Source organism: Paenibacillus sp. PK3_47 (assembly GCF_023520895.1).
In the GTDB taxonomy this organism is placed as follows: domain Bacteria; phylum Bacillota; class Bacilli; order Paenibacillales; family Paenibacillaceae; genus Paenibacillus_AQ.
Map to the genome: position 1 here is coordinate 429639 of NZ_CP026029.1, position 12800 is coordinate 442438.

The following is a 12800-nucleotide window of genomic DNA, read 5'->3' on the forward strand; positions in this document are numbered from 1 at the left end:
TCCATTTTACCAAAGAGTGGTTTCTTTTTTGTATCTTTTAAAAATTGTAGAGATTCGTTTTCCGCTTAAACAGTGGAGAGGACGGACTGATTGTGGAAAAGCGGCAGCGGTCGCCTTGGTCTCCGGATTTTCACCGCTAAGGGGAATGAAAAAAATCTGGAGAGCACAGCGATTGGAACAACGGTCCGTTCGCGGAGCGTCCACCCAAGTGAACACATACCTCCTACTCCAAAATAAGGGGTGTCCCAAGCAGCCATTTCATGGCTTTTGGGACACCCCCTTGTTTGTTTACGGCGGTTTCCTTCTAATGCCAGGGATCCGGCCGGGCACTTCCATCCTGTCCCCTGCGGAGGGTCAGCACATGCATTTCGGACGGGCTGCGCCAGCGCACCGGCAGGTGCGCGGTTCCGAACCCCCGGCTGATCAGGAGCTTCGCTTGAGCGCCGGAGCCGTCACCTTTGGCATAATTATAATGACCGGCATTATAACGCTTATAGAACGGATCAGCATGCATGCTGATTCCGAAAGGCAGCACGACCTGGCCGCCATGCGTATGGCCGGCCAGAACCAGATCGGCAGGCAAAGTCTTCTGCTGTGACAGCCACAAAGGGTCATGAACGAGTATAATCCTGAAAAGCAAAGCTTCCTGCGGGGATACAGGCGGCAAAGGAGCGTAGGCCTTCTTGCCGCCTTTCTTCGGGAAGTCTACTCCGGTAAGCAGCAGGGTTGCTCCGTCCCGTTCAATCACAGCATTCTCATCGACCAGCAGCCGGGCACCGCTGCCGCGGATAATATTATCCGCAAGCGTAATATTCGTACGGTAATCATGATTCCCGTGAACTGCATACACAGGGGCCAGCGAGGCCAGGAAGGCCATATTGTCGGCCAGACGTTCTACCTTATTGCCCTTCTCTGTCATATCACCACCAAGAAATACCGCATCTACCCGGCCCTTATAAGGCTCAAGCAGATCCTTCGGCAATCTGCGCCGGTGAATATCAGTGATGAACAAAATGCGGTATCCGTCAAATGGTTCAGGCAGTGAATCCAGCAATATTTCCTCGGCAATAATGTTCTTCTTAAAGGCTGCAGCGACCATAACCGTTCCCGCCAGAACAAACAGCAGGAAGACAACAGCTATAACAGCAAGTATCCATTCCATTACCATCACCATAATGTATCAAGCGGAGGAGCTCCTTTAACTCCCCACACTACAAGCGAAACTACCAGTGCCACAAACATCACTATCAGCGAATTCACAAAGATTTTGCTCAGACGGATGCGTTCGGACGGATAAGTGTCTGTCCGGGAAGGCGTGCCTTCCTGATCCTTGGCCGGCTGTTCCGGCTGTACCGTGCGCCTTGATCCCGATCCTGAATGTCTGGCCTTTCTGGATAAATTGCCCGGAACCGGAACAGGCGCTTCCGCAGGTGAAGAAGATACAGCCCGGTTCCGATGTTTTTTATCTTTGACAGAAGCCTGGCCTTCCCCCTTATACTGTTTCTGGCGGGTTCTTACCCGGCTTAACCCCTCGCTCATGATTCCCTCCTGTAGCGGATCACCAGGCCTGAGAACAGGTCTATGAAGAAATGACATAGAATTGGTGCCCAGATCGTTCCTGAATGAATGTAGATATACCCAAGACCGTAGCTGCTGAGGAACACCCAGCCGGTTGGTACCCAGTGCCTTAGATAACGCACATGTATAAGTGCAAATATGATACTTGTCCAATAAGGTCCGAACGCATACTGTATGGCTCCTCGGAACAGCAGCTCTTCGCATACGGATACAACAGCCGCAATGATAACAATGTGCCACAACGGCCTTTTGCCGAATAATAGTTCGTTTATCCCTCCGTCATCCATGCTGTCTTCTGGTACAATATGGGTCAGGATGAAATCTACAACAAGCATAACAGCCGCCAGTCCAAGCCCCCAATATATAAATTTGTAGCCGGCCGGAAAATTTAATATGTCAAAGGGATTTCTTTTCTGCAATAATATCCATATCAGACCGATAAATAAAGTAAGGCCCTGCGTAATATAGAGATTAACCAGCAGCAGCTTGTCTGTTAACATCTGGGGATCGGCTTTTTTGATCTTGATGTCGCCAAATTTGAATTTTTTCATCGTAACCTGCCTGTTCTATATTGATTTACATAAGATTATTTCCCTAGAAGAAGGAGCACTAATAATTATGAACAGCCGTACCTCCCGCACTCAAATGCTGTACACGCTTGGCTTTTTATTCTTTCTGATCTGCGCATTCGCCGCTTTCTTTACAGGGGTAAAGGTCGGAGCAGACAAAACCGAGGCTAAATACGCTCACCTGACTGACACTGAGGGGGCCCCGGAGGAATTCTCCGGCTCTTACCAGCAGCAGGATCTTGTTACTTTCTATCATAACGTATTTTTGCCTTATCGGGAATTCAAGCGCAACTGGAGCCGCGAGGTAGAGGGTCTCGCACGCAGTACAGATGCCCGCCAGAACGCAGCAACGCTCAAGAATCTAAGTATTCTGGCAGATAAGCAGTATGCCAAGGTAACACAGGATTCGATCTTCAGCAGCTCGCCGCTGCTGTACCAGTCCCAGCTTAATATTCTTAAGAGCCTTACGCTCTTCTCCCAGGCTTCCAGCAAGGTGACTGCCGGCAATTCCGGTTCAGAGACTGCCAAAGCGCTCAAGAATGACAACTTTACGGCAAGTGCGATCAAATTCGGGCTGCTCGCCCAGAACGGTTTTTACGAGTCGATGCTGAAGTGGGGCGCCAAGACAGACAGTAAGATCCCTGCCGATCCCGGCGAAATGAAAACTTTGACGTTTGTGGGCTGGAAAAAGATGCCCCTGCTGCAGAAGAATGCTTTTATCTCAAATATGATGCTGAACCGCGGGATCTATGCCGGTTATGATCCGCAGGACATCACAGCCAAGATCGATGACATGATCTACTCCGGAACAGCCAACAGCCTGCAGCTTAAGGATGTGCAATCCTCTGTAAATCTGCTGGTTTCTACCGGGGCAGTACAGGAGCAGGATTTTATGAAGTGGCGCGAACAGTATTACGGCAAGGAAATCATGCCGCAGCTGCCCTTTTTCTATGAGTAGCACCAGTTATTGCATCATAACGAAAAACGGAGCTCACTTCAAGGCGCGCAAGGGATAATAAGACTATTGACACATCTGGCACCACCATGTTACATTATGAAAAATTAATCAAGTAAAACCGATGATGGAACAAAGATCCTGAAAGTCTTCAGAGAGCCGGTGGGTGGTGCAAACCGGTGGCGGACAGATATCTTTAGCGCTCCTGAGATATTGTATCGAACGTTACAGTAGATGCAATCGGATCACTCCGTTACCAGTGTGGCCTTACGGCCAATGAGGCTGCTCCTTCAAAAGTTGCAGTGAATTAGGGTGGTACCACGACAACTCTCGTCCCTTACTACGGCAGTAGTATGGGGTTGGGAGTTTTTTTGTTACCCGGATTCTGTCCTCAGGCTAAAAGGCCCATGTGCCCGGCTTCACCGTACTGCTGCACCGTCCTTCTTTTGTGCGACAGCGCGTCGCAACGTTATTAGGCTTAATGACATTGTAATCCCGTTTGATGCTTCAGGTACTGCGGATAGCCCACCAGGGCTTCCTCAAGATATTTAGCTTTTCAATTATAAGGGGGACTAGAAACCATGTTCAAAGTATTAGTATCGGATCCAATCAGTGATTTGGGCATTCAGCAGTTGATGGACGCAGAAGATGTGACTGTAGAGAAGAAAACCGGACTTAGTGAAGATGAGCTCGTGGCCATTATCGGGGATTATGACGGACTTCTGGTGCGCAGCCAAACGACTGTTACCGAGAAAATTATCGCTGCCGGCACCAGACTGAAGGTTATCGGACGCGCCGGTGTCGGTGTCGATAACATCAAGCTGGAGGCTGCAACACAGCACGGTGTTGTAGTTATCAATGCACCTGACGGAAATACGATCACAACCTGTGAGCACGCTTTTGCCATGATGATGGCGCTCGCCCGCCACATTCCGCAGGCCTATGCCAAGACCATTAACGGTATCTGGGACAGAAAAACCTTCCTTGGTGTCGAACTGCGCGGCAAAACGCTGGGCGTACTGGGGATGGGACGGATCGGCAGCGAAGTAGCGAAACGTGCCAAAGCGTTCGGGATGAACATTCTGGCCTATGATCCGTTCCTGACTGCTGACCGTGCGGAGAAGCTGGAAGTGAAGCTGGCTTCTGTTGATGATATCGTCCGCGGCGCAGATTTCATCACTGTGCATACACCGCTGACTCCGGAGACACGGCACATGATCTCCCGTCCGCAGTTCGAGGTGATGAAAAAAGGCATGCGGATCGTCAACTGTGCGCGCGGCGGAGTGATCGACGAAATGGCGCTGGTTGAAGCCATTGACAGCGGTATTGTTGCCGGAGCAGCCTTTGACGTATTCGAGAAGGAGCCGCCTCAGCCGGATCACCCGTTCCTCACTCATCCAAAAATCATTGTAACCCCGCATCTGGGCGCCTCCACTGTGGAAGCCCAGGAGAACGTAGCGATCGATGTATCGGAGCAGGTGCTGCATATTCTGCGCAATGAGCCGTTCATCAACGCCGTAAACATTCCTCCGGTTGCACCGAGTGTAATGAACAAGCTTCAGCCGTACTTCACCCTTGGCGAGAAGCTGGGCAGCTTCGCTACACAGCTCGCACATGGTGCGATCAGCGAAATCAATGTAGAATATGCCGGAGATCTCTCCGATGTGGATACCCAGCCGCTGACCCGTTATATTGTCAAAGGTGTGCTCTCACGCCACTTCGGCAGCGATGTCAACATCGTCAACTCGATGCATCTGGCCAAAACCCGTGATGTGAACGTAGTTGTAACGAAATCACCCAAGACAAAAGGCTTCACCAACCTGATTACAGTTACGCTCAAAGCCGATCCGGATGAAGAACGCCTGGTTGCCGGCACGCTGCTGCAGGGCTACGGGGAACGGATTGTTCAGGTTAACAAATTCCCGGTAGATATCGCTCCGGAAGGCCATCAGCTTGTCATTTCCCACAATGACAAACCGGGTATTATCGGCCTTGTCGGTACGCTGCTCGGGGAGAATGATGTGAACATCGCCTCCATGCAGGTAGGCCGCAAAATTGTCGGCGGTGCCGCAATCATGCTGTTGACCGTTGATAAGGCAGTGCCTCAGGAGGTACTCGTGAAGCTGGCCGGACTTCCGGAAATCAACACTGCTGAGGAGATTACCCTGCTCTAATCCTGTTTATGCAATTTTTATAATAGTGTAAAATAACCGCTCCTTAGAAATGAGGCATTTGCCTCCATCTTCTAAGGAGCGGTTTGTTTGTAGTATAATTTTATAAATATATCATCTGTCATTTAAAGTTCCGGAAGGAGAATACCACTTGAGAGCTGACCGTCTGCTGTCGATCCTGATGCTGCTGCAAAACCGCGGAAAAATGACAACACGCGAATTGGCCGAAAACCTGGAGGTGTCCGGCCGGACGATCGTCCGTGATATGGAGGCTCTGAGCGCCTCCGGAATCCCCGTCCTCGCTGAAAGAGGCCGTGAAGGCGGCTGGATGCTTACCGAAGGCTACAGGACTTCCCTGACCGGTATGAAGCCGAAGGAGCTCGCCTCCCTGCTTCTTCCCGCAGATTCAGCGGTGCTCCAAGCCTTGGGGATTGAACAGGACCATACTTCCGCTGTCCGCAAGCTTGAAGCTGCAGTCTCCAGGTCACAGCCCTCCCCGCTGCACTATTTGAACCAGCGTGTTCACATCGACGGAGCGGGTTGGCGCTCATCTGCCGAAGCCTACCCTTTCCTCCCCCTGCTGCAGACTGCCGTATGGGAAGAGCGCAAGGTACTCATTACCTATCTGCGCGGCGATGAGACTACAGAGCGGCTGATCTCTCCGCTTGGACTTGTGGCCAAACGCGGAGTCTGGTATGCTGCCGCCGAGAGTAGCGGAGAGCTGAGAACATACCGTGTGTCCAGAATTACCGGTGCCGTGCTTTCCGAGGAAATCTTTAAACGCCCGGAAGGATTTGATCTCGCCCGTTACTGGGAAGAGTCGATGAATACGTTTAAGGCCGCACTTCCCCGCTATCCTGCTCAGCTGCTGCTCCAAGAGCAGTCTCTGAAACAGCTTCAGCAGGAACGCTACGTCACCATTACAAAGAAGGCACCGGCGGATTCTGCTGGGTGGTTTTTAGTCGATGCTGAATTTAACACAGCCGGATCTGCCTGCAGCATTATTCTTTCACTGGGGGCAGGGGCCATTGTAACTACACCTCAGGAACTACATGATGCCGTAAAATCAGCACTTAAGGAAACCCTGTTATTATATGAAGCGCAAACTGTGCGAAACTCTTCTTAAATTAGGTCGAAAGTTGTTTTATTACAGTTTTTACAATAGACCATCCCCTCCTAATCGCCTATAATATTACAATACACAACATCTTTTTTAGGGGGAACGTGATTATATGGACTGGATGAACAAGCTTCCACTCAAGCAAAGAATTGTTGCCGGATGTTACCTGGTCGCCGCTTTATTTTGTATCCCTGTATTAATTGTCTTTATCATCATGGGCCATTTCATTATCGGCCCGGTTCTGATGGCGGTATTGGCAGCGCTCACCCATCCTCTTGCACGTTTTGTTGAGAGAACGCTTACATCTTCTTTTGACGATATCACCAACGTGACCCATACGATTTCCAAAGGGGATTTCACAAGCAGAGCTGACGAAACCGGCTCCATGGGCGATATCAGCCGTTCTTTTAACACCATGATTGACAAGCTGAAGAAAATTCTGACTGATGCCTCCCAGATTACCCGTCAGGTTATGGATGCCAGCCAGGGAATTGAGAACAAAAACCAGAACCTTAAAATCGTTATGGCACAGGTAGCTTCCTCTTCCAATGAGCTGGCGCTTGGGGCAAATGAAATTTCCGTGGATATCGCAGATATGACGGAATCCATCAAGGAAATTGAGACCAAAGTATCCAACTACACAAGCTCTACCAAAGAAATGAACAGACGGTCCGTACATACGCTTGAACTGGTTGAGAAAGGCCGGTTGTCCGTGGACACCCAGGCTGAAGGCATGCGCAAAAATATCCAGGCCACCCAAAAGGTTGCCGAAACGATTGATGCACTCTCCCACAATGCCCGGGGCATCAGCATGATCGCCAAAACAATCACCGAAATTGCCGAGCAGACCAACCTGTTGTCACTGAATGCTTCCATTGAAGCTGCACGGGCGGGTGAGCATGGACGCGGATTTGCCGTAGTCGCCCAGGAAGTACGCAAGCTGGCTGAAGAGTCGACCTCATCCACCAAAGAGGTGTTCAGCCTCGTACGCAGTATTGAAGCGGATATCAAGCAGGCGATCGCCAATATCGCCATTAACGAAGAAGTAGTACAGGTACAGAACGAGATGATTGTAGAAACCGCTCATATTTTTTCGCAGATTGTCCAGAGTGTCCAGTACATAACCGAGCAGATCGCCTCCTTCTCCGCCGAAAGCGACATCATGCTGGAAAGTGCCCTGAAGATTTCCGGCGCAATCGAGAATATATCCGCTATTACTGAAGAAACCGCCGCAGGTACTGAAGAGGTCTCCGCAGCCATGAATGAACAGATCAATGCGCTGCAGTCCGTAGCCGACGAGACCGAGAAGATGACGAATGCGGTGTTCCAGCTGCAAAAAACGATCCATATTTTTAAATTCTAAGCATCGTTTGGCATGAAGAAACCTTTTCACGGGATGATGGCGGTTGGGCTGCCGCGTTCTGTAAAAAGGTTTTTTTACGTTATTATTGCATGGATAAGAAATGAATAGTTATAATCAAAGACATTATTCCCGGAGAAGCCAGATCATAAATTTAACTATCACCGTATGGGGAGAGATGCAAGCTTGGGTACCTTTATTTTATTGACAGACAAGGCCAACAAAATCATTGATATTGAACTGGACGGGTCCTTTTCCGAAGATGACGGCATTCGTTCTATTGAGGCTTACCAGCAGACCATTAACCCGATCAATCCGCTCGAATTTGAGCTCAAAATTGACTGCATCAAGCTGAACGTAACGGCCCCTGAGGAGTCCCGGTGCTGGAAAGCTGTTTTGTGATGTTCAAACGTGACGGATTCATCAAAGTAACGCTCCTGCTGGGCAACAACCCGGTCCTCAAAATGCAGCTCGCACGCTTAGGCCGTAAGGCCGGTCTAGCTAATCTCGAAATCATAACCGCTGAAGGTGCAGGTGAAGCATGACTGATTATTATGTAAAGAAAATGAATGATTTTTCAGAGGGGCAGATGGCAGCGGGAAGTGCACTTGAGCAAATTTGCAAAAATACGGATGGAATTCATCTGCGGGTTGGCGTCGAACATCTGGGACACGGGAGAAGCGATACTGCATATCTCTGCCGTGACAGCCAGAAGCTGATCGGATGTTTAAGCTGGTATACTTCGGATGGAACGGAAGCAGGCATTAACGCCATGGTGCATCCTTCTTACCGCCGGCAGCGTGTCTTTTGCCGTCTGCTTGCACTTGCCGGTGGGACTGATCAGGGTGAACCGGATTTCTTCAAATACAGCGGTGATCCACGATTTCTGCGTCCTCCCCACTCTTCAGGGCCAAGGACTGGGCCGCAGCATTCTGGCTGCAGCAGTTGAATTGCTTCTGGCTGAACCAGATCTCCATATCCGCCTGGGTGTCGTTACAGACAACAAACAAGCCCTGAAACTTTATCGCTCTGCCGGCTTTGCGGTGACTGGGGAATTCCTGTATTATACAGGACCGGTCTCAGCATTAACTTAAAGTGTACAAGGGGACATTTACCAGATGCAAAAATGCTGCATTCAGCAAGAATCTGCGGATTCCGCTTGAATGCAGCATTTTTGTGTTTGCTTACGCCAGACTCCGGGATTAACTGCGCCCTTCGTGCTTTTCCCAGCCCATCGTCCGTGATACCGCATCCTGCCAGGCCCCGTAGCGGCGTTCACGTTCCTCCTCTTCCATCTGCGGCGTGAATACCTTCTCGGCCTTGTTGAAGCTCTCCAGTTCGTCCCTGGTCCAGATTCCCGAGGTTAGTCCGGCCAGGAGAGCCGCACCGAGCGCCGTCGTTTCTGCATAGGTCGTACGGGTTACCTCACTGCCGAGAATATCCGCCTGGAACTGCATCAGCAGATCGTTGCGCACCGCGCCTCCGTCTACACGGAGTCCGGTCAGCGGCATGCCGGCATCCTTTTCCATAGCTCCAATGACATCCCTTGACTGAAAAGCAAGGGATTCCAGCGTGGCCCGCACCAAATGTCCGACATTCGTTCCCCGGGTCAATCCGAATACGGCACCGCGTGCGTACATATCCCAGTAAGGGGCGCCCAGCCCGGTAAAAGCAGGCACGACAACCACACCTTCGCTGTCCTCCACTTCACGCGCTTTATTCTCCGATTCTGCCGGTCCGGCAATCAGACCCAGCCCCTCTTCCAGCCACTGTACTGCTGCACCGGCCACAAACACGCTGCCTTCGAGCGCATAATACAGCTCATCTCCCATACCCCAGGCTACAGTTGTCAGGAGACCGTGATTGGAGGTGACAGCTTCGGTCCCTGTATTCATCAGGATAAAGCAGCCTGTTCCGTAGGTGTTCTTGGCACTGCCGGCCTCGAGGCAGGTATGGCCGAACAGGGCGGCCTGCTGATCGCCCAGTACCGAGCAGATCGGAATTTCCGCGCCGAACCACTGGGCCTGGGCCGTTCCGAATTCTCCGCCGGACATCCTGACCTCAGGGAGCATGGCCCGGGGAATTTGCAGGACCTCGATCATCCGCTCGTCCCATTTACGCTCATGCAGATTATAGAGCATGGTGCGGGAAGCATTGGTCACATCCGTTGCATGTACAGCGCCGCCGGTGAGCTTCCAGATGAGCCAGCTGTCGACCGTGCCTGCCAGCAGTTCGCCCCGCTCCGCACGCTCCCTGGAACCGGGTACATGATCCAGAATCCAGGCCAGCTTCGTGGCCGAGAAATAGGCATCCACCACAAGCCCGGTCTTCTCGGCAATTTCTCCGGCCAGCCCCTGCCGCTTGATTTCTTCACAATGCTCGGCGGTGCGGCGGTCCTGCCAGACAATCGCCGGATAGATCGGCTTGCCGCTGGACTTCTCCCAGATCAGTGCCGTTTCCCGCTGATTGGTAATACCGATGGCGCTGATCTCTGCGGCTGACGCTCCGCTTGCTTCAATGGCATCTCTGGCCGCAGCCAGCTGGCTCTCCCAGATTTGCTCCGGATCATGCTCCACCCAGCCCGGCCGCGGAAAAGATTGTTTAATGTTATATTGACCCTGGGAGAGCATACCCGCTTCAAGATCGAACAAGATCGCCCGTGAACTGGTGGTGCCCTGGTCAAGTGATAAAATCATATATAGGCCTCCTAAATAATGAACAACTGAGCGTAAGTACAAAAATCTGTTCCACGGTTAACAAGATTAAACCTGCCGTTTCAACAAAAAGCACCTCTGCTGTCAGAGGCGCTGTCATGCTTGGTCAAGAGTTTACTGTTTTTCGACAGGAAGCCGTAGCGTAAAGGACGTTCCTTCGCCAAGCTTGCTGTCCGCAAAAATTTGCCCGTGATGGGCATTCACGATATTCTGGACAATCGCAAGGCCAAGCCCGGTTCCTCCCGATTCTCCCCTTACGCGCGCCTTGTCTGCCTTATAGAACCGTTCGAAAATATAGGGAAGATCCTCAGGCGGAATGCCAACGCCTTCGTCACGGACTATAATTTCGAGGTAACGGCGCCCCTCCAGAATAGTGGAGCCAGTATGAATGGAGATGGTCTTACCGGCGGGCGTATGACGGAAGGCATTGTCCAGCAGATTTGTCAGAACCTGCTCCAGCTTATCTTCATCCGCTTCCTTCAGCAGCAGCGGTTCGCCGGATTTATGAAGCTCCAGCAGAATCTCCCGCTCCTTGGCCCTGACGGAGAATTTACGGTAGATGCGTTCCAGAAGCTCATCCATATCCACCTTGGCTTTGGCCATATCTGTATGACCTGCCTCCATCCGGGCCAGATCAAGCAGATCCTTGACCAGCCTGCCCATTCGCAGGGATTCATCATGAATGACCTGCACAAGCTCGCTGCTCTCTTCCGGAGAAGAGGCCATGCCGTCAAGCAGTGCCTCACTGTAGCCCTGCATCATGGACAGCGGTGTACGGATCTCATGGGAGACGTTGGCTACAAAATCCGTACGCATTTTCTCCAGCCGCACTTCTTCTGTCACATCGCGGAGTACCGCTACTACCCCGCGGATGTTATCCTCTGAATACAGCGGAGCCATGTGGACTGACCATACGCCCTTGCGGACATGCACATTGGAGCGCTGATCGCCTCCCTGGTTCAGCGTGCTGAAAAATAACGGACGCAAAGGCGGCGGCACGGCAATTGGTGCAGCAACCTCCGGATACAGCTCGGAGTCGCCTTCCTCCAGGCTAAGGGCGCCCCAGGCTTCGAGAAGGTTCTGTCCGTGGGGATTGGTCAATATAATCTGGCCATCAATTCCAAAGGTAATAACCGCATCGCTCATGCTGCGCAGCACGCTCGACAGATGGGCCTTCTCGTGATTCAGGCTGCGGATATTAGCTTCCAGCTCTTCAGCCATATGATTGAACGAAGTAGCCAGCTGGCCGATTTCGTCACTTGTTACAAGGGTCAGCCTGGTCCCGTATTCACCGCGGCGGATATTGTTCGCTGCTTCAATGACCTGCTGCATCGGCTGGGTGATCTTCGTAAACAGAAACAGGGCAAAAAAGGTCGTCAAGGAGAATCCGATCATACAGACATACGTAAACAAGCGTTTGATTGCCCCGGAATTGGCGAAGTTGCTGTCGATATAGGGCAGCAGGAAAATCCCCAGCGTAATAAGCACGACGGCAACCAGACAGATGATTGTGATCCACAGCTTGCCGACAAGGCTTCTCCAGAAGCTCACCTATTTAGGTACCTCAAGCTTGTAGCCTACACCCCACACTGTGGTAATCATTGCTGCCGATTCCGGTGATACTTTATTCAATTTCTCGCGGAGACGTTTTACATGTGTATCGACGGTCCGCAAATCTCCGAAAAACTCGTAGTTCCAGACATCTTTAAGCAGTTCTTCACGCGAGAAGACCTTGTCCGGCGAGATGGCCAAATAGTGCAGCAGCTCATATTCCTTCGGAGTCAGGCTGACCTCCTGGCCGCCGGCGGTTACCCGGTGCGCGTCATGCTCAATAATCAGATGAGGAAAGACGATATTATTGCTGGAATTGCTCTCTTTGGACAAGAAGGCTGTCGCTGATGAACGGCGCATAATCGCCTTCACCCGGTAAATGACCTCACGCGGGCTGAACGGCTTCACAACGTAATCATCCGCCCCCATTTCAAAGCCCTGAACCCGGTTAATCTCTTCTCCCTTGGCTGTCAGCATCAAGACCGGAGTGGATTTGACCCCTCTGAGTCTTGTCAGCACTTCCATTCCGTCAATGCCCGGCAGCATTACATCCAGAAGGATCAGGCCGTAGTCATTGGCCGTTGCTTTGCGCAGAGCAATCTCACCGTCTTCCGCTTCATCGATTTCATAGCCTTCTTTTTCAAGATACATCTTCAGCAGGCGGCGGATGCGCTCCTCGTCATCCACCACCAGAATTCTATTCAAATGCTCTGCCATTTTTCACAACAACCCCTTCATCAAATACAGTAGAACTTTACACGAATATTATGTGCGCGATAGTA

At 51.4% G+C, this 12800-nt stretch carries 14 protein-coding genes and 1 other annotated feature; of the genes, 8 read left to right on the forward strand and 6 right to left on the reverse strand.

Translation table 11 applies throughout. From position 1 onward, the window contains the following. Window positions 1-304: 304 nt before the first annotated feature. From C2I18_RS02055 to C2I18_RS02065, 3 genes are read right to left on the reverse strand one after another with little or no spacing between them, the layout of a single operon-like run. The gene (locus tag C2I18_RS02055; RefSeq protein WP_249899635.1) at window positions 305-1168 is read right to left on the reverse strand and encodes a metallophosphoesterase; all 864 of its coding nucleotides are present in this window, start codon (window positions 1166-1168) and stop codon (window positions 305-307) included. Continuing rightward, window positions 1168-1539, reverse strand: coding sequence for a hypothetical protein (locus C2I18_RS02060; RefSeq protein ID WP_249899636.1), 372 nt, complete (start codon window positions 1537-1539; stop codon window positions 1168-1170). The genes C2I18_RS02055 and C2I18_RS02060 overlap by 1 nt, the downstream gene beginning before the upstream one ends. Beyond that, window positions 1536-2129, reverse strand: a complete 594-nt coding sequence (locus C2I18_RS02065; RefSeq protein ID WP_249899637.1) for a type II CAAX endopeptidase family protein — start codon at window positions 2127-2129, stop codon at window positions 1536-1538. Before C2I18_RS02065 ends, C2I18_RS02060 begins: the two co-directional genes overlap by 4 nt. A gap of 67 nt (window positions 2130-2196) precedes the next feature. On the opposite strand from C2I18_RS02065, the gene C2I18_RS02070 reads away from it, so the two are divergent. The 8 genes from C2I18_RS02070 to C2I18_RS02105 all read left to right on the forward strand — a co-directional run bounded on the left by C2I18_RS02070 (window position 2197) and on the right by C2I18_RS02105 (window position 8847). After that, window positions 2197-3105 (forward strand): hypothetical protein, encoded by a 909-nt coding sequence (locus C2I18_RS02070; protein WP_249899638.1) that lies wholly within the window; start codon window positions 2197-2199, stop codon window positions 3103-3105. 112 nt (window positions 3106-3217) lie between these two features. Then, window positions 3218-3443 (forward strand) — a binding site (T-box leader). Window positions 3444-3683: 240 nt separating this feature from the next. Then, the gene (gene serA, locus C2I18_RS02075; protein ID WP_249899639.1) at window positions 3684-5276 is read left to right on the forward strand and encodes a phosphoglycerate dehydrogenase; all 1593 of its coding nucleotides are present in this window, start codon (window positions 3684-3686) and stop codon (window positions 5274-5276) included. A gap of 148 nt (window positions 5277-5424) precedes the next feature. Then, entirely contained in the window at window positions 5425-6399 is a 975-nt protein-coding gene (locus C2I18_RS02080) for a helix-turn-helix transcriptional regulator (protein ID WP_249899640.1), read from the forward strand. 106 nt (window positions 6400-6505) lie between these two features. After that, window positions 6506-7756, forward strand: a complete 1251-nt coding sequence (locus C2I18_RS02085) for a methyl-accepting chemotaxis protein (RefSeq protein ID WP_249899641.1) — start codon at window positions 6506-6508, stop codon at window positions 7754-7756. A gap of 165 nt (window positions 7757-7921) precedes the next feature. After that, window positions 7922-8155, forward strand: a complete 234-nt coding sequence (locus C2I18_RS02090; protein WP_249899642.1) for a hypothetical protein — start codon at window positions 7922-7924, stop codon at window positions 8153-8155. Next, window positions 8152-8298: a hypothetical protein gene (locus C2I18_RS02095; RefSeq protein ID WP_249899643.1), complete on the forward strand. Its 147-nt coding sequence runs from the start codon at window positions 8152-8154 to the stop codon at window positions 8296-8298. Before C2I18_RS02090 ends, C2I18_RS02095 begins: the two co-directional genes overlap by 4 nt. Before the next feature lie 24 nt (window positions 8299-8322). Then, window positions 8323-8472, forward strand: a complete 150-nt coding sequence (locus C2I18_RS02100) for a hypothetical protein (RefSeq protein WP_249899644.1) — start codon at window positions 8323-8325, stop codon at window positions 8470-8472. Window positions 8473-8499: 27 nt separating this feature from the next. Continuing rightward, window positions 8500-8847: a GNAT family N-acetyltransferase gene (locus C2I18_RS02105; RefSeq protein WP_249899645.1), complete on the forward strand. Its 348-nt coding sequence runs from the start codon at window positions 8500-8502 to the stop codon at window positions 8845-8847. A 108-nt stretch (window positions 8848-8955) separates the two neighbouring features. Here C2I18_RS02105 and glpK read toward each other — a convergent pair whose 3' ends face one another. From glpK to C2I18_RS02120, 3 genes are all read right to left on the reverse strand, one after another. Beyond that, the gene (gene glpK / locus C2I18_RS02110) at window positions 8956-10449 is read right to left on the reverse strand and encodes a glycerol kinase GlpK (RefSeq protein WP_249899646.1); all 1494 of its coding nucleotides are present in this window, start codon (window positions 10447-10449) and stop codon (window positions 8956-8958) included. Window positions 10450-10581: 132 nt separating this feature from the next. Then, window positions 10582-12018 carry a HAMP domain-containing sensor histidine kinase gene (locus C2I18_RS02115; RefSeq protein WP_249899647.1) on the reverse strand — a complete coding sequence of 479 codons (1437 nt, stop codon included), beginning with the start codon at window positions 12016-12018 and terminating at the stop codon, window positions 10582-10584. Continuing rightward, window positions 12019-12735: a response regulator transcription factor gene (locus C2I18_RS02120; RefSeq protein ID WP_249899648.1), complete on the reverse strand. Its 717-nt coding sequence runs from the start codon at window positions 12733-12735 to the stop codon at window positions 12019-12021. Window positions 12736-12800 lie beyond the last annotated feature (65 nt).

Bases quoted from the DNA above. Each gene is read 5' to 3' on its own strand.
- C2I18_RS02055 (WP_249899635.1), bottom strand. From the start codon at position 1,168: ATGGTAATGGAATGGATACTTGCTGTTATAGCTGTTGTCTTCCTGCTG.
- C2I18_RS02060 (WP_249899636.1), bottom strand. From the start codon at position 1,539: ATGAGCGAGGGGTTAAGCCGGGTAAGAACCCGCCAGAAACAGTATAAG.
- C2I18_RS02065 (WP_249899637.1), bottom strand. From the start codon at position 2,129: ATGAAAAAATTCAAATTTGGCGACATCAAGATCAAAAAAGCCGATCCC.
- C2I18_RS02070 (WP_249899638.1), top strand. From the start codon at position 2,197: ATGAACAGCCGTACCTCCCGCACTCAAATGCTGTACACGCTTGGCTTT.
- serA (WP_249899639.1), top strand. From the start codon at position 3,684: ATGTTCAAAGTATTAGTATCGGATCCAATCAGTGATTTGGGCATTCAG.
- C2I18_RS02085 (WP_249899641.1), top strand. From the start codon at position 6,506: ATGGACTGGATGAACAAGCTTCCACTCAAGCAAAGAATTGTTGCCGGA.
- C2I18_RS02090 (WP_249899642.1), top strand. From the start codon at position 7,922: ATGGGGAGAGATGCAAGCTTGGGTACCTTTATTTTATTGACAGACAAG.
- C2I18_RS02100 (WP_249899644.1), top strand. From the start codon at position 8,323: ATGATTTTTCAGAGGGGCAGATGGCAGCGGGAAGTGCACTTGAGCAAA.
- C2I18_RS02105 (WP_249899645.1), top strand. From the start codon at position 8,500: ATGGAACGGAAGCAGGCATTAACGCCATGGTGCATCCTTCTTACCGCC.
- glpK (WP_249899646.1), bottom strand. From the start codon at position 10,449: ATGATTTTATCACTTGACCAGGGCACCACCAGTTCACGGGCGATCTTG.
- C2I18_RS02120 (WP_249899648.1), bottom strand. From the start codon at position 12,735: ATGGCAGAGCATTTGAATAGAATTCTGGTGGTGGATGACGAGGAGCGC.